Source organism: Streptomyces sp. NPDC019443 (assembly GCF_044389785.1).
Lineage (GTDB): Bacteria > Actinomycetota > Actinomycetes > Streptomycetales > Streptomycetaceae > Streptomyces.
This window is the reverse complement of sequence record NZ_JBIRYJ010000006.1, coordinates 102,644-124,515: the sequence shown is the minus strand read 5'-3', so window position 1 is coordinate 124,515 and position 21,872 is coordinate 102,644. Positions and strand designations below refer to the sequence as shown.

Annotated in this window: 17 protein-coding genes and 1 pseudogene; 1 reads left to right on the top strand and 17 read right to left on the bottom strand. The window is 68.4% G+C overall.

Going from position 1 to position 21,872, the window contains the following annotated elements; genetic code table 11:
* Positions 1-91: 91 nt before the first annotated feature.
* The 14 genes and pseudogenes from ACH492_RS20720 to ACH492_RS20655 form a co-directional block, all read right to left on the bottom strand.
* Positions 92-916 carry a TIGR03936 family radical SAM-associated protein gene (locus ACH492_RS20720; protein WP_398988582.1) on the bottom strand — a complete coding sequence of 275 codons (825 nt, stop codon included), beginning with the start codon at positions 914-916 and terminating at the stop codon, positions 92-94.
* A gap of 124 nt (positions 917-1,040) precedes the next feature.
* Positions 1,041-2,228 carry a hypothetical protein gene (locus tag ACH492_RS20715; RefSeq protein WP_398988580.1) on the bottom strand — a complete coding sequence of 396 codons (1,188 nt, stop codon included), beginning with the start codon at positions 2,226-2,228 and terminating at the stop codon, positions 1,041-1,043.
* Positions 2,229-2,243: 15 nt separating this feature from the next.
* Positions 2,244-2,542 (bottom strand): annotated as a pseudogene (locus ACH492_RS20710) (GNAT family N-acetyltransferase); the annotation flags it as partial.
* Positions 2,543-2,600: 58 nt separating this feature from the next.
* Complete coding sequence (locus ACH492_RS20705; RefSeq protein WP_398988578.1) at positions 2,601-4,526, bottom strand: TIGR03960 family B12-binding radical SAM protein; 1,926 nt, start codon at positions 4,524-4,526, stop codon at positions 2,601-2,603.
* Between the two features lie 52 nt (positions 4,527-4,578).
* Entirely contained in the window at positions 4,579-6,105 is a 1,527-nt protein-coding gene (locus tag ACH492_RS20700) for a CHAD domain-containing protein (protein WP_398988576.1), read from the bottom strand.
* 50 nt (positions 6,106-6,155) lie between these two features.
* Positions 6,156-7,358, bottom strand: a complete 1,203-nt coding sequence (rodA, locus tag ACH492_RS20695) for a rod shape-determining protein RodA (protein ID WP_398988574.1) — start codon at positions 7,356-7,358, stop codon at positions 6,156-6,158.
* 3 nt (positions 7,359-7,361) lie between these two features.
* Positions 7,362-9,530, bottom strand: a complete 2,169-nt coding sequence (mrdA, locus tag ACH492_RS20690; protein WP_398988572.1) for a penicillin-binding protein 2 — start codon at positions 9,528-9,530, stop codon at positions 7,362-7,364.
* A 16-nt stretch (positions 9,531-9,546) separates the two neighbouring features.
* The gene (gene mreD, locus ACH492_RS20685; protein ID WP_398988570.1) at positions 9,547-10,224 is read right to left on the bottom strand and encodes a rod shape-determining protein MreD; all 678 of its coding nucleotides are present in this window, start codon (positions 10,222-10,224) and stop codon (positions 9,547-9,549) included.
* 13 nt (positions 10,225-10,237) lie between these two features.
* Positions 10,238-11,230 carry a rod shape-determining protein MreC gene (gene mreC, locus ACH492_RS20680; RefSeq protein ID WP_398988568.1) on the bottom strand — a complete coding sequence of 331 codons (993 nt, stop codon included), beginning with the start codon at positions 11,228-11,230 and terminating at the stop codon, positions 10,238-10,240.
* A 138-nt stretch (positions 11,231-11,368) separates the two neighbouring features.
* Positions 11,369-12,388: a rod shape-determining protein gene (locus ACH492_RS20675; RefSeq protein WP_142218247.1), complete on the bottom strand. Its 1,020-nt coding sequence runs from the start codon at positions 12,386-12,388 to the stop codon at positions 11,369-11,371.
* A gap of 253 nt (positions 12,389-12,641) precedes the next feature.
* Positions 12,642-13,055: a nucleoside-diphosphate kinase gene (ndk, locus tag ACH492_RS20670; RefSeq protein ID WP_398988566.1), complete on the bottom strand. Its 414-nt coding sequence runs from the start codon at positions 13,053-13,055 to the stop codon at positions 12,642-12,644.
* 63 nt (positions 13,056-13,118) lie between these two features.
* On the bottom strand, positions 13,119-13,472 hold the full coding sequence (locus tag ACH492_RS20665; protein ID WP_307663525.1) for a DUF4233 domain-containing protein: 354 nt from the start codon (positions 13,470-13,472) through the stop codon (positions 13,119-13,121).
* A gap of 6 nt (positions 13,473-13,478) precedes the next feature.
* Complete coding sequence (locus ACH492_RS20660; RefSeq protein ID WP_398988563.1) at positions 13,479-14,969, bottom strand: bifunctional folylpolyglutamate synthase/dihydrofolate synthase; 1,491 nt, start codon at positions 14,967-14,969, stop codon at positions 13,479-13,481.
* 140 nt (positions 14,970-15,109) lie between these two features.
* A complete protein-coding gene (locus ACH492_RS20655) occupies positions 15,110-17,731 on the bottom strand; it encodes a valine--tRNA ligase (protein WP_398988561.1) in 2,622 nt (873 codons plus the stop codon).
* 136 nt (positions 17,732-17,867) lie between these two features.
* Between ACH492_RS20655 and ACH492_RS20650 the strand changes: the two genes are divergently transcribed.
* Positions 17,868-18,842 (top strand): hypothetical protein, encoded by a 975-nt coding sequence (locus tag ACH492_RS20650; protein ID WP_398988559.1) that lies wholly within the window; start codon positions 17,868-17,870, stop codon positions 18,840-18,842.
* Between the two features lie 82 nt (positions 18,843-18,924).
* Here the strand turns inward: ACH492_RS20650 and clpX are convergent, their stop codons facing one another.
* From clpX to ACH492_RS20635, 3 genes are all read right to left on the bottom strand, one after another.
* Positions 18,925-20,217 (bottom strand): ATP-dependent Clp protease ATP-binding subunit ClpX, encoded by a 1,293-nt coding sequence (gene clpX, locus ACH492_RS20645; protein WP_307663518.1) that lies wholly within the window; start codon positions 20,215-20,217, stop codon positions 18,925-18,927.
* A gap of 145 nt (positions 20,218-20,362) precedes the next feature.
* Positions 20,363-21,046: an ATP-dependent Clp protease proteolytic subunit gene (locus ACH492_RS20640; RefSeq protein WP_356226350.1), complete on the bottom strand. Its 684-nt coding sequence runs from the start codon at positions 21,044-21,046 to the stop codon at positions 20,363-20,365.
* Between the two features lie 71 nt (positions 21,047-21,117).
* Complete coding sequence (locus tag ACH492_RS20635) at positions 21,118-21,735, bottom strand: ATP-dependent Clp protease proteolytic subunit (RefSeq protein WP_398988556.1); 618 nt, start codon at positions 21,733-21,735, stop codon at positions 21,118-21,120.
* Between the last annotated feature and the right edge of the window lie 137 nt (positions 21,736-21,872).

The window sequence follows — 21,872 nt, the reverse complement described above, 5'->3', positions numbered from 1 at the left end:
TGTACGCACGGCCTGGCGAAAGTCTTCTGTTCGGTGCGCGGCCCGACCCAGGTGGCTCCCGAGTACCAGGGCTGCGCTACAACGACTGTCCTTACGCGGCGGGACCTTCCGGCGCCGTCGCGACGGCGGCCCCGGCGGCCGTGGGTAGAGCGGCCGGAACTGCCTCGCGGTCGGGCGCGAGCGGGTCGGTCACCGTGCCGGACTCCTCGTCGAAGAGCCCCTGCGCCAGCCTGGTCACCGCTGCGGGGACCGGCGGCGCCAGGTCGGCCACAGCTCGGAGACCGGACAGGACGTCGTCGGGTCGCACGGCAGGTGTCACGTGCCGAACAACCAGCCGCAGTATCGCACAGGGCCCGTCCCCGGGCCTATTGATGAGCGCGGCGGCAGCCGCTCCGGTGGAGCCGCCGCTTGCGTCGGACTGTGGATGGAGCGCCTGCAGGTCCGCTACGGCAGCACGGGCGTCGAAGGTCCGCATGCCGTTCTTCGTCTTCCGCTGGACCTCGACGGCCTCGGCGGCGAGAAAGGCGGACACGGCCTTCGAGGCGTCCTCGACGTCGACCCCGTCGAGCCGCAGCTCCCACACGGATGCGGTGAGCCGGTCGGCGAGGCCTGACGTACGGGCCTCGACGGCGTCGGTGACGTCGAGCCCGCCCGGCAGCGACTCGTCGAGCAGCTCACGCAGCTTGTCGGGGTCGCGGTGCTCGGTGAGGGCGATCTCCAGATACTCGGCCTCGCTGCCCGTGCCGGTGGGTGCGGCATTGGCGTACGACACCTTCGGGTGCGGGGTGAAGCCCGCCGAGTACGCCATGGGCACCTCGGCACGCCGCAGCGCCCGCTCGAAGGCACGCTGGAAGTCACGGTGGCTGGTGAACCGGAGGCGGCCGCGCTTGGTGTAGCGCAGTCGGATGCGCTGCACTGCCGGTGCGGGCGGCGGGCCTTCGGGCTGTCGCTTGCCCAGTGGTTCTTCTCCTCGGTGCGGGGCGGGCGCGGGGGCGCGCCGCCCTCGGAAATGCGGGGTGTTCCCTGCGGGCCCGCCCGGCTCACCCCTGCTTCCGCAAGGAGATCTCGGGTGCGGCCACCGCGCCGGGAACGGTCGTTGTACTACCCAGAGTACGCGCCTGAGGCACCACCGGTTCCCCAGCCTTGGGCACCCGGGGCCCGCCGACGAGCGCGCGCCAGGTTTCCCGCCTGGCCTGCCGTACCGTCTCCCGGGCCGACTGGAGCGCGGCCCGCGCGGCCCGGCCCGCCTCGACGGCGGCCTTCTTGGCCGGACGCCAGATGCCGTCGCGGAGCACGTGCCCGACGGGGGTGCAGACGTTCTGGTAGCACCAGCGCACCGGCCGTCCGACGAGGTTCCAGGCGAGCCACTTGATCCCCCGGCCGACGGCTCGCGAGATGTATCCGGCGATGCGCCAGGCGACACCGACGGCGGCGGCGATCTCACGGCCGATGGGCGCGAGGATGTGGCGGTAGACCCAGCCGACGGGCGTGACGAGCAGGACCACGACCAGCCAGACGACCGCCGTCCACACCCCGCGGCAGACGGCGGCGATGCCGTGCCCGATCGCGGTGAGCAGCCAGGCGAGCCCGTGGCCAAGTGGGGTCAGCAACTGTCGGTAGATCCACACCACCGGCACCACCAGCCCGTACCTCACCACCGGCACCACCAGATACCGCCACAACGCAACCCACGGCCAGACGAACAGCGCCTTGCCGATGAAGACCGCAAGCCACCCCAGACCGTGCCCGACGGGGGTGAGCAGCCGGCGGTAGATCCAGCGCACAGGCGCGACCAGCAGGTGCTCCACGAGCCAGGCGAGCCCGTGCCCCAGCGGAGTCAGCAGCTGCCGGTAGGTCCACACCACCGGCACCACCAGCCCGTACCTCACCACCGGCACCACCAGATACCGCCACAACGCAACCCACGGCCAGACGAGCAACGCCTTGCCGATGAAGACCCCGAGCCACACAAGACCGTGCCCGAGCGGCGTCAGCACCGCCTCGTACACCCAGGCCATCGCCCGGCCCAGCGGCCGCAGCAGCATCCGCTCCACGGCCCGGCCGCAGACGACGTGGAGGTCCCACACCATCCGTACGGGAACGACCACGAGCAGCACCACGATCCGCACCGGTATCCGGATGACCGTGGTGAGACAGCCCTCGCCGGGCTCGTAGTGCGCGGGTACCTGATGATTCCCGTACGTCTGAGGTGACTTCTCGAACTCCATGTCAGACATGACGCGTCACACGCCCGTCCGGATCCAGAACCTGCACTGTCCGCCGCGCTCGTCCTCGAAGATGCCCCCGTTGTTCCCAATCACCTTGCGCGAGCCGGTGTTGGAGGCGTCGCAGGTGACCAGGACCCCCGGTCGAGGCCGAGTGCGGATGCATACGGGAGGACATCGCGCAGCATCGCGGTGGCATGGCCGCGGCGGCGGGCGCTCGGCCGCACTCCGTAGCCGATGTGGCCGCCGAAGTCGCGCAGATGAGGAGTGAGCCGGTGCCGGATCTGGATGCGGCCGAGGTAGGTGTCGCCGGGCACTATGAGCTGCGGCATCGGCCCATTGTGCCGGGGCGCGCGAACACCCCGGCGCAGTGGGTCACTTGACGACGGTCAGCGGCAGCAGCTTCTTGCCGGTCGGGCCGATCTGGATCTGCGTGTCCATCTGCGGGCAGACACCGCAGTCGAAGCACGGCGTCCAGCGGCAGTCCTCGACCTCCGTCTCGTCGAGCGCGTCCTGCCAGTCCTCCCAGAGCCAGTCCTTGTCGAGACCGGAGTCCAGGTGATCCCAGGGCAGGACCTCCTCGTACGTGCGCTCACGCGTCGTGTACCAGTCGACGTCCAAGCCGAAGGCGGGCAGCGTCTTCTCGGCGCAGGCCATCCACCTGTCGTACGAGAAGTGCTCGCGCCAGCCGTCGAAGCGGCCGCCGTCCTCGTAGACCGCGCGGATGACCGAGCCGATGCGGCGGTCGCCGCGGGAGAGCAGGCCCTCGACGATGCCGGGCTTGCCGTCGTGGTAGCGGAAGCCGATCGAGCGGCCGTACTTCTTGTCTCCGCGGATCTTGTCGCGCAGCTTCTCCAGCCGCGCGTCCGTCTCCTCGGCGCTCAGCTGCGGGGCCCACTGGAACGGGGTGTGCGGCTTGGGCACGAAGCCGCCGATCGACACCGTGCAGCGGATGTCGTTCTGGCCCGACACCTTGCGGCCCTCCGCGATGACGTTGACCGCCATGTCGCCGATCTGGAGAACGTCCTCGTCGGTCTCGGTGGGCAGACCGCACATGAAGTACAGCTTCACCTGACGCCAGCCGTTGCCGTACGCCGTCGAGACGGTACGGATCAGGTCCTCTTCCGAGACCATCTTGTTGATGACCTTGCGCATGCGCTCGGAGCCGCCCTCGGGGGCGAACGTCAGACCCGAGCGGCGGCCGTTGCGGGTCAGCTCATTGGCCAGGTCGACGTTGAACGCGTCCACGCGGGTCGACGGCAGGGACAGACCGATCTTGTCTTCCTCGTACCGGTCGGCCAGGCCCTTCGCGATGTCGCCGATCTCGCTGTGGTCCGCGGAGGACAGCGACAGCAGGCCGACCTCCTCGAAGCCGGTCGCCTTCAGGCCCTTTTCGACCATGTCGCCGATGCCGGTGATGCTTCGCTCCCGCACGGGGCGCGTGATCATGCCGGCCTGGCAGAAGCGGCAGCCGCGGGTGCAGCCGCGGAAGATCTCGACGGACATCCGCTCATGGACGGTCTCGGCGAGGGGGACCAGCGGCTGCTTCGGGTACGGCCACTCGTCGAGGTCCATGACGGTGTGCTTGGACACGCGCCACGGCACGCCGGACTTGTTGGGGACGACGCGGCCGATGCGGCCGTCGGGCAGGTACTCGACGTCGTAGAAGCCCGGGACGTAGACATTGCCGGTCTTCGCGAGGCGGAAGAGCACCTCTTCGCGGCCGCCCGGGCGGCCTTCGGCCTTCCAGGCGCGGATGATCTCGGTCATGTCGAGGACGGCCTGCTCGCCGTCGCCGATGACCGCGCAGTCGATGAAGTCCGCGATCGGTTCGGGGTTGAAGGCCGCGTGGCCGCCGGCCAGCACGATCGGGTCGTCCAGGCCGCGGTCCTTCGCCTCCAGCGGGATGCCCGCGAGGTCCAGGGCGGTGAGCATGTTCGTGTAGCCGAGCTCCGTTGAGAAGCTGAGACCGAACACGTCGAAGGCCTTGACCGGACGGTGTGAGTCCACGGTGAACTGCGGGACCTTGTGCTCCCGCATCAGCTCTTCGAGGTCCGGCCAGACGCTGTACGTGCGCTCGGCGAGCACCCCCTCGCGCTCGTTCAGTACCTCGTAGAGGATCATGACGCCCTGGTTGGGCAGTCCGACCTCGTACGCGTCGGGGTACATGAGCGCCCAGCGAACGTCGCAGGCGTCCCAGTCCTTGACGGTTGAGTTGAGCTCTCCGCCGACGTACTGGATCGGCTTCTGGACGTGCGGGAGAAGCGCTTCCAGGCGTGGGAAGACCGACTCGACAGGCATCTTGGTGTCTCTCGTGAGCGGGCAAGGGTGACCATCAAGCGTACCCTGACGCTCAGCCGGTCAGATCCGCCCGCAGTTTCGGGGCGGACGCCTCCTTCCACACCCCCGGCAGCTCTGCCTCCCGCTGTGCGGCTTGTGCCTCCTCCCTGCCGTACAACAGTCCCCAGGTGAAGGCGGACTCCCCCGCCGCATGCGCCTGGATCGCGAGATTCCGCAGGGCTTCGCGGGCCACGACGCTGTCCTGGTGGTCGCCGAGCACCGTCTGCACGGCCTTCATCCTCTTGGCGAACTTCTTGGCCGCCTTGCCGAGCGAGGGCGTCGCCGCCTCGCCCGCGTACCGGGCGCGCTTGGCGGCCTTGCGGGCGTCGTGCATGGCCAGGTCCCGCTCCTCACCGGGGGGCAGCTCCAGGGCATGGTCGATCCGGGCGGCCAGCCGGTCGTAGTCCTTCAGGACCGCCTTGGGGATCACCCTGGCGGCCGCGCCGCCCGCCGCCTTCAGCAGCGGCGGGTCGCTGAGCAGCGCGTCCAGCGACTCCAGGAGCGAGAGGTAGCGCTTTGTGTCGAGCACGGCGACGGCCTTGCGCCGGGCGCCTGCGCCATGGGCGGCGGTCCAGATACGCAGCCGTCCGCGTACCGGGCCGAGCAGCAGGGTCCTGGGCACGGTGTCGATCCGCGACCGCAGCCGCTCGGTGAGCACCTCCTGGTCACGGGCGACGCCCAGCTCGCCCGCGAGCCACTGAAGCTCGTCGCCGATCGGATCGGTGACGGTCCGGTCGATGACCTTCCGGTACGTCTTGAACGCGCTGCGCATCCGTCGTGTGGCGACCCGCATCTGGTGCACGGAGTCGGGCAGGTCACGGCGCACGCCGGGGTCGTACGCGAGCAGTGCGTCGGCCTGTTCCCGCAGGTAGGCGAGGATGTGCTCGCCGGCGGTCTGCGGAGGTTCCGGGGAGGGTGGTGCCGCCCGCTTGTCCCCCTTGGGGGCGGTCTCCGCCAGCGCCCTGGCCAGCTTCGACGGCGCCTTCGCAGGGCGAACGCCCGCCTTGCGGAGCTTCTTCTCGACCGCGTCGAGGATGGAGGGATCCGCGTCGTCGGCGAGCTCGACCTCGATCTCGTCCCACTGCGCCGTGCGGCCGCCGTCGATGAGGCGTTCCGCGCGGACCGCGTCCCTGCTCAGCTCGGCCAGCAGCGCGCCGTCCGCGTCGACCAGGTGACGGACGTCCCTGGAGGACCTCAGGCGCACCACGGGCGTGAGTGCGGCGTCCCGGGTCCGGGCGCGGACCAGGCCCTCAAGGCTGTGCGGGACCGAATCGGACAGGGGTGCGCTGATCTCGTCCCGGACGCCCGGGGCGACCGGGAGCTTGAGGTGCCAGCCCGCGTCCGTGCCGCCCGTCCTGCGGCGCAGGGTGATGGAGGCGGCGGCAAGGCGCAGGTCGGCGGTGTCGTAGTAGACGGCGTCGAGCTCGGCGACGCCTCTGTCATGGACGGCCGACGCCCCTGCGACCCCGGTCAGGTCCGGCAGTCGGGTCTCGGGAGTGGCTTCGTACTTCCGCTCGATCTCGCGCTTCGTATCCGCCATGAACTGAATCTAGTTGCCTGGGCGCCTCTGTGGCATCCCCATGTGTTCACCTAGGCAGTTATCGGCCGCTGCACCCGGATCGACTGGAGCAGCCCGATCGCGATCCAGACCGCGAACATGGAGGTGCCTCCGTACGACACGAACGGCAGCGGCAGGCCCGCCACCGGCATGATCCCGAGCGTCATTCCGATGTTCTCGAAGGACTGGAAGGCGAACCAGGCGATGATCCCGGCGGCCACGATCGTGCCGTACAGCTCGGTCGTCTCACGTGCGATGCGGCAGGCGCGCCACAGGACGACGCCGAGCAGCAGCAGGATCAGTCCCGCCCCCAGGAAGCCCAGTTCCTCGCCCGCGACCGTGAAGACGAAGTCCGTCTGCTGTTCGGGGACGAACTGGCCGGTGGTCTGGGAGCCCTTGAACAGGCCGGTGCCGGTCAGTCCGCCCGATCCGATCGCGATCCGCGCCTGGTTGGTGTTGTAGCCGACGCCTGCCGGGTCGAGTTCCGGGTTGGCGAACGCCGCGAAGCGGTTGATCTGGTACTCGTCCAACAGCCCGAGCGCGGTGACCATCACGCCACCGATGACGCCGGCGCCGATCAGTCCGATGATCCAGCGGTTGGAGGCGCCGGAGGCGAGCAGCACCCCGAGCACGATCACCGCCATCACCATCACCGAACCGAGGTCCGGCATCAGCATGACGATCACCATCGGCAGGACCGCGAAGCCCAGGGACTTGGCGACCGTCCGGTGGTCGGGGTGCAGTTGGTCGCCCGCGTCCACTCGCGCGGCCAGCAACATCGCCATCCCCAGAATGATCGTGATCTTCACGAACTCCGAGGGCTGGAGGGAGAAACCGCCGCCGATCACGATCCAGGCGTGCGCGCCGTTGATGGTCGCGCCGAGCGGCGTGAGCACCAGCAGTACGAGCACTACGGAGAGTCCGTACAGCACCGGGACCGCGCCGCGCAGGGTGCGGTGCCCGAGCCAGATCGTGCCGATCATCAGCGCGAGGCCGATCCCGGTGTTGAGGGCGTGACGGAGGAAGAAGTAGTACGGGTCGCCCTGGTTGAGCTCGGTGCGGTTGCGGGTCGCCGACCACACCAGCAGCGTGCCCACCAAGGACAGCGCGATCGCGGACAGCAGCAGCGGCCAGTCGAGCTTGCGCACCACGGAGTCGCGGGCGGACAGCTGCGACCACAGGCCACCTCGCTTGGGCCCGTATCCGGAGACGGAGAAGCCATTCGTGCCGGCCATGGCTCAGTCCCTCCGCGCGGGTGCGCCCGCGAGCTGCTGTTCCTCGGCCGGAGGCTTCTCTTCCTCAGGCTCGTACGGCTCGATCTTGGGGGCTTCGATGGAGCCGTCGGGCTCGATCTTCGGCAGTGACGTCTGCGGCTTGGGCAGCAGGGCCTTCTTCAGGTCCTGACCGCCCTCCTCGTCGAGTCCGTACATCGCCTCGTAGATCTTGCGCACGGCCGGTCCCGAGGCACCGGATCCGGTACCACCCTGGGCGATCGTCATGATGATCGTGTAGTCCTCGGTGTACGAGACGAACCAGGAGGTCGTCTGCTTGCCGTAGACCTCGGCGGTACCCGTCTTGGCGTGCATCGGGATCTTGTCCTGCGGCCAGCCGCCGAAGCGCCAGGCGGCCGATCCGCGGGTCGTGACTCCCGCGAGGGCTTTGTCTATCTGCGACCGGGTGTCGGCGTCCATGGGCAGCTTGCCGTGGGACTTCGGCTTGATCGCCTGGACGGTCTTGCCGTCCGCGCTGATCACGGCCTTGCCGATGGTGGGGTTGTACAGGGTGCCGCCGTTGGCGATGGCCGCGTAGATGGTGGCCATCTGGATCGGGGTGACGAGTGTGTCGCCCTGGCCGATGGAGTAGTTGACGGAGTCACCGGCACGCATCCGGTTGCCTTCGAGGCAGTTCTCGTACGCGATCTTCTCGACGTAGTCGCCGTCCTTCTTGCCCTGCTTGCACCAGCCGTCCTTGTTGGCCTCCCAGAAGCTCTGCTTCCACTGGCGGTCGGGGACACGGCCCTTGACCTCGTTGGGGAGGTCGATGCCGGTCTCCTTGCCGAGGCCGAACTGGTGGGCGGTCTTGTAGAACCAGTCGTTGGTGCGCTTCTTGGGCTTGATGCCGCCGTCCTTCTGCCACTCCCGGTGGGCGAGGCCGTAGAAGACGGTGTCGCAGGAGACCTCCAGGGCCCTGCCGAGGCTGATGCTGCCGTAGCCCTTTGACTCGAAGTTCTTGAAGACCTGGCCACCGACGGAGTACGAGCTCGGGCAGGGGTAGTCGCCGTCGAACGGGTAGCCGGCGTTGACCGCCGCGGTCGAGGAGATGACCTTGAAGATCGAGCCGGGCGCGGCCTGGCCCTGGATCGCGCGGTTCAGCAGCGGGTAGTTGGAGTCCTTGCCGGTGAGCTTGGCGTAGTCCTTGCCGGAGATGCCGCCGACCCAGGAGTTGGGGTCGTATGTCGGCTGCGAGGCCATCGAGACGATCCGGCCGGTCTTGTTCTCCATCACGACGACGGCGCCGGCATCCGCCTTGTACTTCTCGCCGGTGTTCCTGTCGGTCTCCTTGCGGGCGGTCTTCATCGCCCCGTCGAGCTCGTACTCCGCGACCGCCTGGACGCGTGCGTCGATGGAGGTGACGAGGTTGGCGCCGGGCTGGGCCTCGTCCTTGGCCGCCTGGCCGATGACGCGGCCGAGGTTGTCGACCTCGTAGCGGGTGACTCCGGCCTTGCCGCGCAGCTCCTTGTCGTAGGTGCGCTCGATGCCCGAGCGGCCCACCTGGTCGGAGCGGAGGAACGGCGAGTCGGTGTCCTTGGCCTTGGTGATCTCCTCGTCGGTGACGGGCGAGAGATAGCCGAGGACCTGCGCGGTGTTGGCCTTGCCGGGCGCGGTGTAGCGGCGTACGGCGGTGGGCTCGGCGGTGATGCCGGGGAAGTCCTCGGCGCGCTCGCGGATTTGCAGGGCCTGCTGGGTGGTGGCCTCGTCGGTGACCGGGATCGGCTGGTAGGGCGAGCCGTTCCAGCAGGGCTGCGGGGTCTTGGCGTCACAGAGCCTGACCTTGTCCATGACGTCCTTCGGCTTCATGCCGAGGACGCCCGCGAGGCGGGCGAGGACGCCTTTGCCGTCGTCCTTCATCTTCATCAGCTCGGTGCGGGACGCGGAGACGACGAGGCGGGTCTCGTTGTCGGCGAGCGCGATGCCACGGGCGTCGAGGATCGAGCCGCGGACGGCGGGCTGGACGACCTGCTGGACGTGGTTGTTCTTCGCCTCGTCGGTGTACTCCTGGCCGTTGCGGATCTGGAGGTACCAGAGGCGTCCGCCGAGGGTGAGCAGGAGGGAGAAGACAAGTACCTGGATGACGACGAGCCGGATCTGGACCCGGGGGGTCCGCCCGGTCTCCGGAATGTTGCTCACGGTGCTGCCCCCTCGATCACAGTCGCTTGACTCCCTTTATGCGGACGGCCCGCGCCGCCCGCGACCTGGCTGCCTTGACCCGCATTCCGCTGCGCTGCTTGCCGATGCGCAGGCCGGTGCCGGAGGAGAGCCAGCGGGAGGCGGCGTCGCTTCCGCCCGGGCCGCCGCTGCTCTGGCTTTCGGAGAGCGGATTGCTCTCGGCGCGTCTGGCGAGCGCCATGATCAGCGGCACCGTGAAGGGCGCGAGGAGCAGGTCGTACACGGCGGCCGTGAACAGCAGGCTGCCCAGGCCCACATGGCGGGCGGCGGTGTCGCCGACGAGTGCGCCCACGCCCGCGTACAGCAGTGTCGAGCTGATCGCGGCAGCGACGACCACGACCATCGGTCCGGTGGCCGACTTGAGCTGGCCATTGTCGGGGCGCACCAGGCCCGCGAGGTAGCCGATCACGCAGAGCACGAGTGCGTAGCGCCCGGCGGCGTGATCGGCGGGCGGGGCGAGGTCGGCGAGCAGGCCCGCGCCGAAGCCGATGAAGGCGCCGGCCATGTGCCCGTATACGAGGGCGAGTCCGAGGACGACGAGCAGCAGCAGGTCGGGGACGGCGCCGGGGAGCTGGAGGCGGGCGAGGACGGAGACCTGGATGACGAGGGCGACCACGACGAGTGTCGTGGAGAGCAGCATCCGGTTGAAGCGCATGACGGATCAGCTCCTACTCGTCGTTCTGGTCGTCGGCGTTCGCGTCGGCCGGATCCAGGTCGTCGCCCTGGACCTGCTCGCCGCCCTCGCCGTCCGCGGACGGGGTGACCGTCACCGTGACCGTGGGCGTGGGCTTGGGAGCCGCGGGCCTGGGCGGCAGGACCGTGTCGCGCGGATCGGACCTGGGCGCCACGACGACGACGCCGACGATGTCGAGCTTGCTGAAGCCGACGAACGGACGGACGTAGATGGTCCGGGTGAGGTCGCCGCCGGAGGGATCGACGCGGATGACCTCACCGACCGGGACGCCGGGCACGAACGGCTTGTCGGCCTGCGAGCCGAAGGTGACGAGCCGGTCGCCCTTCTTGACCTTGGCCTTGCCGTTGAGCAGCTGCACGGAGAGCGGACGGTCGCCCTGGCCGGTGGCGAAGCCCAGTTCGTCGGTCTTCTCCATCCGGGTGCCAACCGTGAAGTCCGGGTCGCTGGCGAGCAGTACGGTCGCGGTGTTCGGGCCGACCGTGGTGACCCGGCCGACGAGTCCGTCGCCGTTGAGGACGGTCATGTCGCGCTCGATGCCGTCGTTGGAGCCGACATCGATGGTCACCGTCCAGGAGAAGCCCTGGGCCGCTCCGATGGCGATGACCTCGGCCCCCTTGATGCCGTACTGTCCCGCGCCCGCCTTCTTGAGCATGTTGTCCAGCTCGCGCACCCGGTTGCGGTTGCGGTCGTTGCTGCCGAGCTTTGCCTTCAGCAGGGCGTTCTCGCGCTCCAGTTCGCCGATTCGGTCGTGACGCCGGCCCGAGTCGCGGACGGCTCCGATGGCATTGCCTATCGGGTCGACCGCTGCCGCGACGCCGTTCTCGACGGGTCCGAAGACCGTGGCGGCGGCCTGCCGGGCGCCGTCAACCGGTGACTCCTCGCCTCCGCGGATGTCCACCGTGATCAAAGCGAACGCGATGGCGATCAGCAGCACCAGGAGCAGCCGGCTCTCTCGTGTGTCCCTCACGTGCGACGGCCGTGCCTTCCTCGTAGGAATGTTGATGTCTGTATATCAACGATCCGCCACACGGGTTGGCAGGCACCCGTATGGGGGTCCCCCCGCGCCCGCCAGGGGCGCAGGGGGAGGAATCCGCATGCCCGTCCGCTATCGGCGGGGCTGGGCGTCCAGGACCTGCTGGAGCGCCTCGAACTCCTCGACGCACTTGCCCGATCCGAGGGCCACCGAGTCCAGCGGATCCTCGGCGATATGGATCGGCATGCCGGTCTCACGGCGCAATCGCTCGTCGAGGCCGCGCAGCAGGGCGCCGCCGCCGGTGAGGACGATGCCTCGGTCCATCACGTCACCGGACAGCTCCGGCGGGCACTTGTCGAGGGTGGTCTTGACGGCGTCGACGATCGCGTTGACCGGTTCCTCGATCGCCTTGCGGACTTCGGCGGCGGAGATGACCACGGTCTTCGGCAGACCGGAGACGAGGTCACGGCCGCGGATCTCGGTGTGCTCGTCCTTGTCCATGTCGTACGCGGAGCCGATGGTGATCTTGATGTTTTCGGCAGTCCGCTCACCGAGCAGGAGGGAGTACTCCTTCTTGATGTGCTGGATGATCGCGTTGTCCAACTCGTCGCCGGCGACGCGAATGGACTGTGCTGTGACGATTCCGCCGAGTGAGATGACGGCGACTTCGGTGGTGCCACCACCGATGTCGACGACCATATTGCCGGTGGCTTCATGGACCGGGAGTCCGGAGCCGATGGCCGCGGCCATCGGCTCCTCGATGATGTGCACCTGTCGGGCGCCCGCCTGCGTCGACGCCTCGATGACCGCGCGGCGCTCGACTCCCGTGATGCCGGAGGGCACACAGACGACGACGCGCGGACGGGCGAGGTACCGGCGCTTGTGGATCTTCAGGATGAAGTAGCGGAGCATCCGTTCGGTGATCTCGAAGTCGGCGATGACGCCGTCCTTCAGCGGCCGGACGGCAACGATGTTGCCAGGTGTCCGGCCGATCATCTTCTTCGCCTCGGCGCCGACCGCGAGAATGCCGCCCGTGTTGGTGTTGATGGCGACGACGGACGGCTCGTTGAGGACGATCCCCCGGCCCCTGACGTACACCAGCGTGTTGGCGGTCCCGAGGTCGACAGCCATGTCACGGCCGATGAACGACATGTTGTTCCCCATGAGGATGCGTCTGGCCTTCCCAAATCGAGCATTGATGGCTTTTTAGGATGGCGAGGTGGGTGCTGTGGCGTGGAGGCTTCATCGTAGTGCCGCCTGCACGGACACGGCGCGGTGGCCCGCCTCTGTATAGGTGACGAGGTGTTGCAGCGATGCGTTCCCGCAAAGCGCGGTCGTATGCCGAAGGGCGACCGAAATTCCTTCGGTCGCCCCAGGTCATGAGCGCTGTATGGCTGACGGCCAATCAGGAAAGTCCAGGGAAGAAAATCTTGAGTTCCCGAATGGCGGACTCTTCGGAGTCCGAGGCGTGGATGAGGTTCTCCCTGACGATGGTGCCGAAGTCGCCGCGGATGGAGCCGGGCGCTGCGGCGATCGGGTCGGTCGGGCCGGCCAGCGCGCGAAGGCCCTCGATGACCCGCTCGCCGTCGACGACCAGCACGACGACGGGACCCGACGCCATGAACTCGACCAGCGGCTCGTAGAAGGGCTTGCCCTTGTGCTCGCCGTAGTGCTGCTCCAGGGTCTCCTGGTCGAGGGTGCGCAGCTCCAGCGCGCTGATGGTCCAGCCGGCCTTGGCCTCGATCCGGCCGATGATCTCGCCGATCAGGCCGCGGCGTACGGCGTCGGGCTTGAGCAGGACGAGCGTGCGCTGGCTCACGGTTCGGGCTCCTTCAGTGCGGATTCAGGAGTTTCGAGGCTACAGGGCCGGAAGGGGCACCGATTACGCAGCGTCAGGCTCTGACGAGGCCTGCGCCGCCCAGCGGGCCTTCGCCTCGTCGATCTTGCGGCCGAAGTGCACCGACGCCCACCACAGGCCCGCGAAGACCGCCCCGAGGAAGAACATCGTCGGCACCACGAAACCGCTCACGACCAGCGCGATCTGCAGCGCCCAGCCGAGCTGCACCCCACCGGGGCGGCTGAGCATCCCGCAGAGCAGGACCGAGAGCAGCATGCCGACGCCGCAGACCGTCCAGACCGTCGCCGCCGAAAGGTCGTCGGACTTCATGGCGACAAGACCGGCGAAACCGATCACAAAGAATTCGCCGATCAGGGTGGATGCACAGAGCGTACGCATCAGATGTCAGCCCCTCCCCAGGAGCAGCCGGGCCTCGCCGACCGTGATCACCGAGCCGGTCACCAGGACGCCCGCGCCCGCGAACTCGGACTCCTCCTCGGCAAGCGTGATCGCCGCCTCCAGCGCGTCGTCGAGACGCGGCTCCACGACCACCCGCTCGTCGCCGAAGACCTCGACCGCGACCGCCGCCAGCTCGTCCACGTCCATCGCGCGATGGCTCGAATTCTGAGTGACGACGACCTCCGCGAAGATCGGCTCGAACGCCTCCAGGAAGCCCCGGACGTCCTTGTCGCCGGACGCGCCGACCACGCCGATGAGACGGGAGAAGCCGAAGGACTCGGTGATACCCGCCGCGCTCGCGCGGGCGCCGGCCGGGTTGTGCGCGGCGTCCAGGACGACCGTCGGGCTGCGGCGCACGACCTCCAGGCGGCCGGGCGAGGCCACCGCGGCGAACGCCTTGCGGATCGTGTCCATGTCCAGCGTGCGGGCCTGCTCGGCGCCGATGCCGAAGAACGCCTCGACCGTGGCAAGCGCCACCGCGGCGTTGTGCGCCTGGTGAGCCCCGTACAGCGGGAGGAAGATCTCTTCGTACTCCCCGCCGAGTCCGCGCAGCGTCACCAACTGGCCGCCCACCGCGACCTCGCGGGAGACGACGCCGAACTCCATGCCCTCGCGGGCGACCGTGGCGTCGGCCTCGACGGCCTTCTTCAGCATCACCTGCGCGGCGTCAACCGGCTGCTGCGCCATGATGACCGTCGCGCCCTGCTTGATGACGCCGGCCTTCTCGACGGCGATCTCGGCGGGGGTGGAGCCGAGCCGGTCGGTGTGGTCCAGGTCGATGGGCGTGACGACGGCGACGGAGGCGTCAATGACGTTCGTCGCGTCCCAGCTGCCGCCCATGCCGACCTCGACGACCGCCACATCCACGGGCGCGTCGGCGAAGGCGGCGAACGCCATCCCGGTCAGCACCTCGAAGAAGGAGAGCCGGAACTCCTGAGCCGCGTCGACCATTTCGATGTACGGCTTGATGTCTTCGTACGTCTCGATGAAACGCTCGGCTTCGATCGGGGCGCCGTCCAGGCTGATCCGCTCGGTGACCGACTGGACGTGCGGCGAGGTGTACCGGCCGGTGCGCAGATCGAAGGCGCCAAGCAGGGCCTCGATCATGCGGGCCGTGGACGTCTTGCCGTTCGTCCCCGTGATGTGGATCGAGGGGTACGCGCGCTGGGGCTCGCCCAGCACATCCATCAGCGCCGCGATACGGGCGACGGAGGGCTCCAGCTTGGTCTCACCCCAGCGCCCGGCGAGCTCCTGCTCCACCGCGCGCAGCGCCTTGTCCACCTCTGGGTCTGCGGGCCGGGCGGGCACGGGGTCACCCTGGGGCGACCCGGCCTGCGCGCGCAGGGTACGGCTACCGGCCTCGATCACCGCCAGGTCGGGGTCACGGTCGGTCTCTGCGTCGACGATCTCGTCGAAAGGGTCGGGCTGCTCACTCACAGGGCCAGTCTACGGAGGAGCAGTGACAGGACGTTCACCCCGCCCTTTTCGGGATGTTCGGAACGGGGCGTGAAGGGGGTTTACGCCGCGAGAGGCCCCGGGGAATCCCCGGGGCCTCTCGCGGACGACTCGTGTACGGCCTACGCCTCCGGCAGCCGGTCCAGCTGCGCGGTGATCCGCGCGATGTCCTCCTCCGCCTTGGCGAGGCGGGTGCGGATCTTCTCGACCACGTTGTCCGGCGCCTTCGCGAGGAACGCTTCGTTGCCGAGCTTGCCCGTCGCCTGCGCCTTCTCCTTCTCCGCCGCGGCCAGGTCCTTCGCCAGCCGCTTGCGCTCCGCGGCGACGTCGATGGTGCCCGACAGGTCCAGCGCGACCGTGGCCCCCGCGACGGGGAGCGTCGCCGTGGCGCTGAAGCCCTCGCCCTCCGGCTGCAGACGCAGCAGCTGGCGGATGGCCGCCTCGTGCGGCGCCAGCGCGGTGCCGTCCAGGGTGAGCCGGGCCGGGACCTTCTGGCCGGGCTGCAGGCCCTGGTCGGAGCGGAACCTGCGGACCTCGGTGACGACCCGCTGGACCAGCTCGATCTCCTGCTCGGCGGCCTTGTCCCGGAAGCCGCTGTCGGCCGGCCAGTCGGCGATGACGACGGACTCCTTGCCGGTGAGCGTGGTCCACAGCGTCTCGGTGACGAAGGGGACGATCGGGTGCAGCAGCCGCAGCGTGACGTCGAGGACCTCGCCCAGGACGCGGCCGGAGACACGCGCCTGCTCGCCGCCCGCGAAGTACGTCGTCTTGGACAGCTCGACGTACCAGTCGAAGACCTCGTCCCAGGCGAAGTGGTAGAGGGCGTCGGACAGTTTCGAGAACTGGTAGTCCTCGTAGTACGCGTCGACCTCGGCCACGGTCGCGTTGAGCCGGGAGAGGATCCACCGGTCCGCCGCCGACATCTGCGCCGGGTCGGGCAGTTCGCCTTCCACCGTCGCGCCGTTCATCAGCGCGAAGCGGGTCGCGTTCCAGATCTTGTTGGCGAAGTTACGGGAGGCCTGGACCCAGTCCTCGCCGATTGGGACATCCACCCCCGGGTTGGCACCACGGGCCAGTGTGAACCGCACGGCGTCGGAGCCGTAAGTGTCCATCCAGTCCAGCGGGTTGACCGCGTTGCCGAAGGACTTCGACATCTTCTTGCCGAACTGGTCGCGGACCATGCCATGCAGAGCAATGGTGTGGAACGGTGGGGTGCCGTCCATCGCGTACAGGCCGAACATCATCATCCGGGCGACCCAGAAGAAGAGGATGTCGTACCCGGTGACCAGGACGGAGTTCGGATAGAACTTCTCGAGGCTCTCGGTCTGTTCGGGCCAGCCGAGGGTGGAGAAGGGCCACAGGCCGGAGGAGAACCAGGTGTCCAGGACATCGGTGTCCTGGGTCCAGCCCTCGCCCGTCGGCGGCTGCTCGTCCGGTCCGACGCAGACGACTTCGCCGTTCGGCCCGTACCAGACGGGAATGCGGTGACCCCACCACAGCTGGCGCGAGATGCACCAGTCGTGCAGGTTGTCGACCCAGCCGAAGTACCGGGACTCCATCTCCTTCGGATGGATGTTCACGCGGCCGTCGCGGACCGCGTCACCCGCGGCCTGGGCGAGCGGGCCGACCTTGACCCACCACTGCATGGACAGCCGCGGCTCGATCGTCGTCTTGCAGCGCGAGCAGTGGCCGACGGAGTGCGTGTACGGACGCTTCTCGGCGACGATCCGGCCATCGGCACGCAGCGCGCCGACGATGGCGGAACGGGCCTCGAAACGGTCCAGGCCCTGGAACGGGCCGTGGGCCGTGATGACTCCGCGCTCGTCAAGGACGGCGAGCGAGGGCAGATTGTGGCGCTGGCCGATCTCGAAGTCGTTCGGGTCGTGGGCGGGCGTCACCTTGACGGCGCCCGTGCCGAACTCGGGGTCGACGTGCGCGTCGGCGACGACAGGGATTCGGCGGCCGGTGAGCGGCAGTTCGATCTCTGTGCCGACGAGGTGGGCGTAGCGCTCGTCCTCGGGGTGGACCGCGACCGCGGTGTCACCGAGCATCGTCTCGGCTCGGGTCGTCGCGACCACGATCGAGGTGTCGTCCTCGCCGTAGCGGATCGAGACCAGCTCGCCGTCGTCGTCCTGGTACTCCACCTCGATGTCCGAGATGGCCGTCAGGCAGCGGGGGCACCAGTTGATGATGCGTTCGGCGCGGTAGATCAGCTCGTCGTCATAGAGCCTCTTGAAGATCGTCTGGACAGCCTGGGAGAGGCCCTCGTCCATGGTGAAACGCTCGCGGCTCCAGTCGACGCCGTCGCCGAGGCGGCGCATCTGGCCGGAGATCTGCCCGCCGGACGCAGCCTTCCACTGCCAGACACGCTCGACGAACGCCTCGCGGCCGAGGTCGTGGCGGGACTTGCCTTCCTTCGCCAACTCGCGCTCAACGACGTTCTGGGTGGCAATACCGGCGTGGTCCATGCCGGGCTGCCACAGCGTCTCGTAACCCTGCATCCGCTTACGGCGGGTGAGTGCATCGATCAGCGTGTGCTCGAAGGCGTGGCCCAGGTGCAAGGAGCCCGTGACGTTCGGCGGCGGGATGACGATGGTGTACGGCGGCTTCTCGCTCTTGGGGTCCGCCGTGAAGTAACCGCGCTCTACCCAGCGCTCATAGAGCTTCCCCTCCACCTCGGCCGGCGCGTACTGGGTCGGCAGTTCGGGGTTGCTGGCTGGCTGCTGCTGAGCGTTCTCGGTCACGGGCTCAGTTTAGAGGTGTCACAGGGCCGTACTGAAACGGGATTCTTCGGTAACGGTGTGACCCCCGCCGCCCCATGGGCCGGGCGCTTGGGCCAGGATGTTCGAACCACATAAGTATCTGGAGGGGAACCCCGTAATGAGCTACAACCAGCCGGGCCCGTACGGCGGCCAGCCTCAGCAGCCCGGACCGTACGGTCAGCCGGGTCCCTACGGCCAGCAGCCGCCGCAGGCCCCGCAGCCCGGCTACGGGTACCCGCAGCAGCCTCCGCAGCCGCAGCCCGGTTACGGCTACCCGCAGCAGGCCCCGCAGGGCGTCCCGCCGCAGCAGGATCAGTGGGGCCAGCCCCAGCAGCCGGGCCCGTACGGCCAGCAGCCCCAGTACCCCGGCCAGGTTCCGCCCCCGCCGCCCGCGCCCAAGAAGAAGACGGGCCTGATCATCGGTGCGGTGGTCGTGGCGCTCGCGGTGATCGGCGGCGGCGCGTTCTACCTGCTGGGTGGTAGTGGCGGCAACAGTGACGTCGCGGACGACACCAAGGGGTACAAGCTCACACCGGCGGCTTCGGTCGACGACTACAAGAGGGACGGCGCCGAGAAGTCGAAGCCCTCGACCGGCAAGGACAAGAAGGAGGCTGAGGCACTCGGGATCAAGAACCCGACCGAGGTTGCCGCCTCCTACAAGGCCGGCGACGCGAGCGATCCGCTCAAGGGCGGCAAGGTTCTCACCCTCGGCGGGCTGTGGGGAGAAGTCACCGACCCCGAGAAGGCGGTCGACGGCTACTTCGCGAGCATCAAGAAGGACGACGAGGAGGACAAGGACGTCGACGTCGAACTCATCGGCAGTCCCACCTCGGTCACGCCCTCCGGCTTCGAGGGCGCCCTGATGAAGTGCCAGAACGCCAAGCTCAAGAACACGAGTGACTCCGGCTCGTCGGCCACCGGTCCGAAGGAGATGGAGATCCCGATCTGCGTCTGGGCCGACTACAGCACCATCGCCTCCGTCAACGTCATCGACGTGGCGCAGATGATGGGCAAGGGTGGCAAGGCCATGTCGCAGGACCAGGTCGCCGAGCTTGCCGCCAAGCTCTACAAGACCTCGCGCACCAAGGTCTGATCCCCAAGATCCCAACTCGAAGGGGCGCCCGGCCAGTTGACGGCCGGGCGCCCCTTTCGTGCAGCTGATCCGTGTGGCTGAGTTACGCCGACTTCTCGTGACGGCCGTCGTTCTTCACGATCCGCGGCTCCCGCGGCACCAGCGTCGGGTTCACGTTGTTGTGGACGACATCCGACGTGATGACCACGCGCGCGACGTCCTTGCGGGACGGCACCTCGTACATGACCGACATGAGGACCTCTTCCATGATGGCCCGCAGGCCACGCGCGCCGGTGCCGCGCAGGATCGCCTGGTCGGCGATCGCCTCCAGCGCCGGGAGGTCGAAGTCCAGCTCCACGCCGTCCAGTTCGAACAGGCGCTGGTACTGCTTCACCAGGGCGTTGCGCGGCTCGACCAGGATCTTGAGCAGGGCCTCGCGGTCCAGGTTGTGGACCGAGGTGATGACCGGGAGGCGGCCGATGAACTCCGGGATCATCCCGAACTTCACCAGGTCCTCCGGCATGACCTCCTGGAACTGGTCGCTCGCCTCGATCTCGCGCTTGGAGCGGATCGTCGCGCCGAAGCCGATGCCCTTCGCGCCCGCCCGCGACTCGATGATCTTCTCCAGTCCGGCGAAGGCGCCGCCCACGATGAACAGCACGTTCGTCGTGTCGATCTGGATGAACTCCTGGTGCGGATGCTTCCGGCCGCCCTGCGGGGGGACCGAGGCAGTCGTGCCTTCAAGGATCTTCAGCAGGGCCTGCTGGACGCCCTCGCCCGACACATCCCGGGTGATCGACGGATTCTCGCTCTTGCGGGCGACCTTGTCGATCTCGTCGATGTAGATGATCCCGGTCTCGGCCTTCTTGACGTCGTAGTCGGCCGCCTGGATGAGCTTCAGCAGGATGTTCTCGACGTCCTCGCCGACATACCCCGCCTCCGTCAGCGCCGTCGCGTCGGCGATGGCGAACGGGACGTTGAGCATCCGGGCCAGGGTCTGGGCGAGCAGCGTCTTGCCGGACCCGGTCGGGCCGAGCAACAGGATGTTCGACTTGGCCAGTTCGATCGCGTCGTCCCGGCCCGCCCCGCCGCCGTTCTCGCCGGCCTGGACGCGCTTGTAGTGGTTGTACACCGCTACCGAGAGGGCCTTCTTCGCGGGCTCCTGCCCGACGACGTACCCCTCGAGGAACTCGTAGATCTCGCGCGGCTTGGGCAGTTCCTCCCACCGCACCTCGGAGGTCTCGGCGAGTTCCTCCTCGATAATCTCGTTGCAGAGGTCGATGCACTCGTCGCAGATGTACACACCGGGGCCTGCAATGAGCTTCTTCACCTGCTTCTGGCTCTTACCGCAGAACGAGCACTTGAGCAGGTCGCCGCCATCACCGATGCGTGCCACGAGGTGCTTCCCCTTCGCCTGGGAGCAGCTTGGTTCAGCCAGCTCCTGGTGCCTCATATCCGACGGTACCTTGCCGGGCCCCCCGTTCGGGCCCCCCTTGGCGCGGTTCACATTGTCGTGCACCACGCCAAGGGCGCCGGTCCGGTCAGGCGGCCGCTGCGGCCGTGCTCTTACGGGTCGAGACGATCTGGTCGACGAGGCCGTACGCAAGGGCGTCCTCGGCGGTCAGGATCTTGTCACGCTCGATGTCGTCACGGATCTTCTCGATCGGCGTGGTGGAGTGCTTGGCCAGCATCTCCTCCAGCTGCGTACGCATCCGCAGGATCTCGTTGGCCGCGATCTCCAGGTCGGAGAGCTGCTCACGGCCGGTCTGCGAGGACGGCTGGTGGATCAGCACGCGGGCGTTCGGCAGGGCCATCCGCTTGCCGGGGGTACCGGCGGCGAGCAGCACGGCCGCGGCGGAGGCCGCCTGGCCCATGCAGACCGTCTGGATGTCCGGCTTCACGAACTGCATCGTGTCGTAGATCGCGGTCAGCGCGGTGAAGGAGCCACCAGGGCTGTTGATGTAGATCGAGATGTCGCGGTCCGGGTCCATCGACTCCAGGCACAGCAGCTGCGCCATGACGTCGTTGGCGGAAGCGTCGTCGATCTGCACGCCGAGGAAGATCACGCGCTCCTCGAAGAGCTTCGCATACGGGTCGTACTCGCGCACGCCCTGCGAGGTGCGCTCGACGAAGCGCGGGACGACGTAGCGGTTGTCCACCTGCGGGCCGGTGTAGAGGCCGCTGGCGGAGGCGCCGGGGAAGTTACTCATGTCGGTGTTCACCATCCTGGTGGCGTTCTGTGGGCTGGGGTGGCCGGGGGCGCGGACTGTCTGGCTCGGAGCTCGGAGCTCAGGGCTCAGGCGCCGGTGCCGCCGCCGCCCGGAACGCCCGATGCGGAGGCCATGATCTCGTCGATGAGGCCGTACTCCTTGGCCTCTTCAGCGGTGTACCAGCGGTCGCGGTCACCGTCACGGATGATCGTTTCGACGGTCTGACCGGAGTGATGGGCGGTGATCTCCGCCATGCGCTTCTTCGTGCGGAGCAGGTACTCGGCCTGGATCTTGATGTCCGAGGCGGTACCACCGAGGCCGGCCGATCCCTGGTGCATGAGGATGTCGGTGTTGGGGAGCGCGAAGCGCTTGCCCGCGGTGCCGCCGGTCAGCAGGAACTGACCCATCGAGGCCGCCATGCCCATGCCGATCGTGACCACGTCGTTCGGGATGTACTGCATGGTGTCGTAGATCGCCATGCCGGCTGTCACCGAGCCGCCGGGGCTGTTGATGTAGAGGTAGATGTCCTTGTCCGGTTCGGCGGCAAGGAGCAGCATCTGCGCCGTGATCTTGTTGGCGATGTCGTCGTCGACCTGCTGGCCGAGGAAGATGATCCGCTCACCGAGCAGCCGGTTGTAGACATGGTCGCCGAGGCCACCACCGATGGACGGCTCACCCGCGGCGTAAGGCATCAGATTCGTCACGTATCCACCTGCTCGTCTCTGACGGCTGCGGCCGTCTCAGCGTCTTCGTACTGGGGGCGGGGACTCCCCTGCCCTCGTATTCATGGACCCTAACGCGCAGGTGGGACAACGCCATCCCGGTTCCCGAACTGTTCGCT

Bases quoted from the DNA above. Each gene is read 5' to 3' on its own strand.
- mreD (WP_398988570.1), bottom strand. From the start codon at position 10,224: ATGCGCTTCAACCGGATGCTGCTCTCCACGACACTCGTCGTGGTCGCC.
- ACH492_RS20700 (WP_398988576.1), bottom strand. From the start codon at position 6,105: ATGGCGGATACGAAGCGCGAGATCGAGCGGAAGTACGAAGCCACTCCC.
- ACH492_RS20705 (WP_398988578.1), bottom strand. From the start codon at position 4,526: ATGCCTGTCGAGTCGGTCTTCCCACGCCTGGAAGCGCTTCTCCCGCAC.
- ACH492_RS20640 (WP_356226350.1), bottom strand. From the start codon at position 21,046: ATGGTGAACACCGACATGAGTAACTTCCCCGGCGCCTCCGCCAGCGGC.
- ACH492_RS20650 (WP_398988559.1), top strand. From the start codon at position 17,868: ATGAGCTACAACCAGCCGGGCCCGTACGGCGGCCAGCCTCAGCAGCCC.
- rodA (WP_398988574.1), bottom strand. From the start codon at position 7,358: ATGGCCGGCACGAATGGCTTCTCCGTCTCCGGATACGGGCCCAAGCGA.
- ACH492_RS20665 (WP_307663525.1), bottom strand. From the start codon at position 13,472: ATGCGTACGCTCTGTGCATCCACCCTGATCGGCGAATTCTTTGTGATC.
- ACH492_RS20715 (WP_398988580.1), bottom strand. From the start codon at position 2,228: ATGGAGTTCGAGAAGTCACCTCAGACGTACGGGAATCATCAGGTACCC.
- ACH492_RS20675 (WP_142218247.1), bottom strand. From the start codon at position 12,388: ATGTCGTTCATCGGCCGTGACATGGCTGTCGACCTCGGGACCGCCAAC.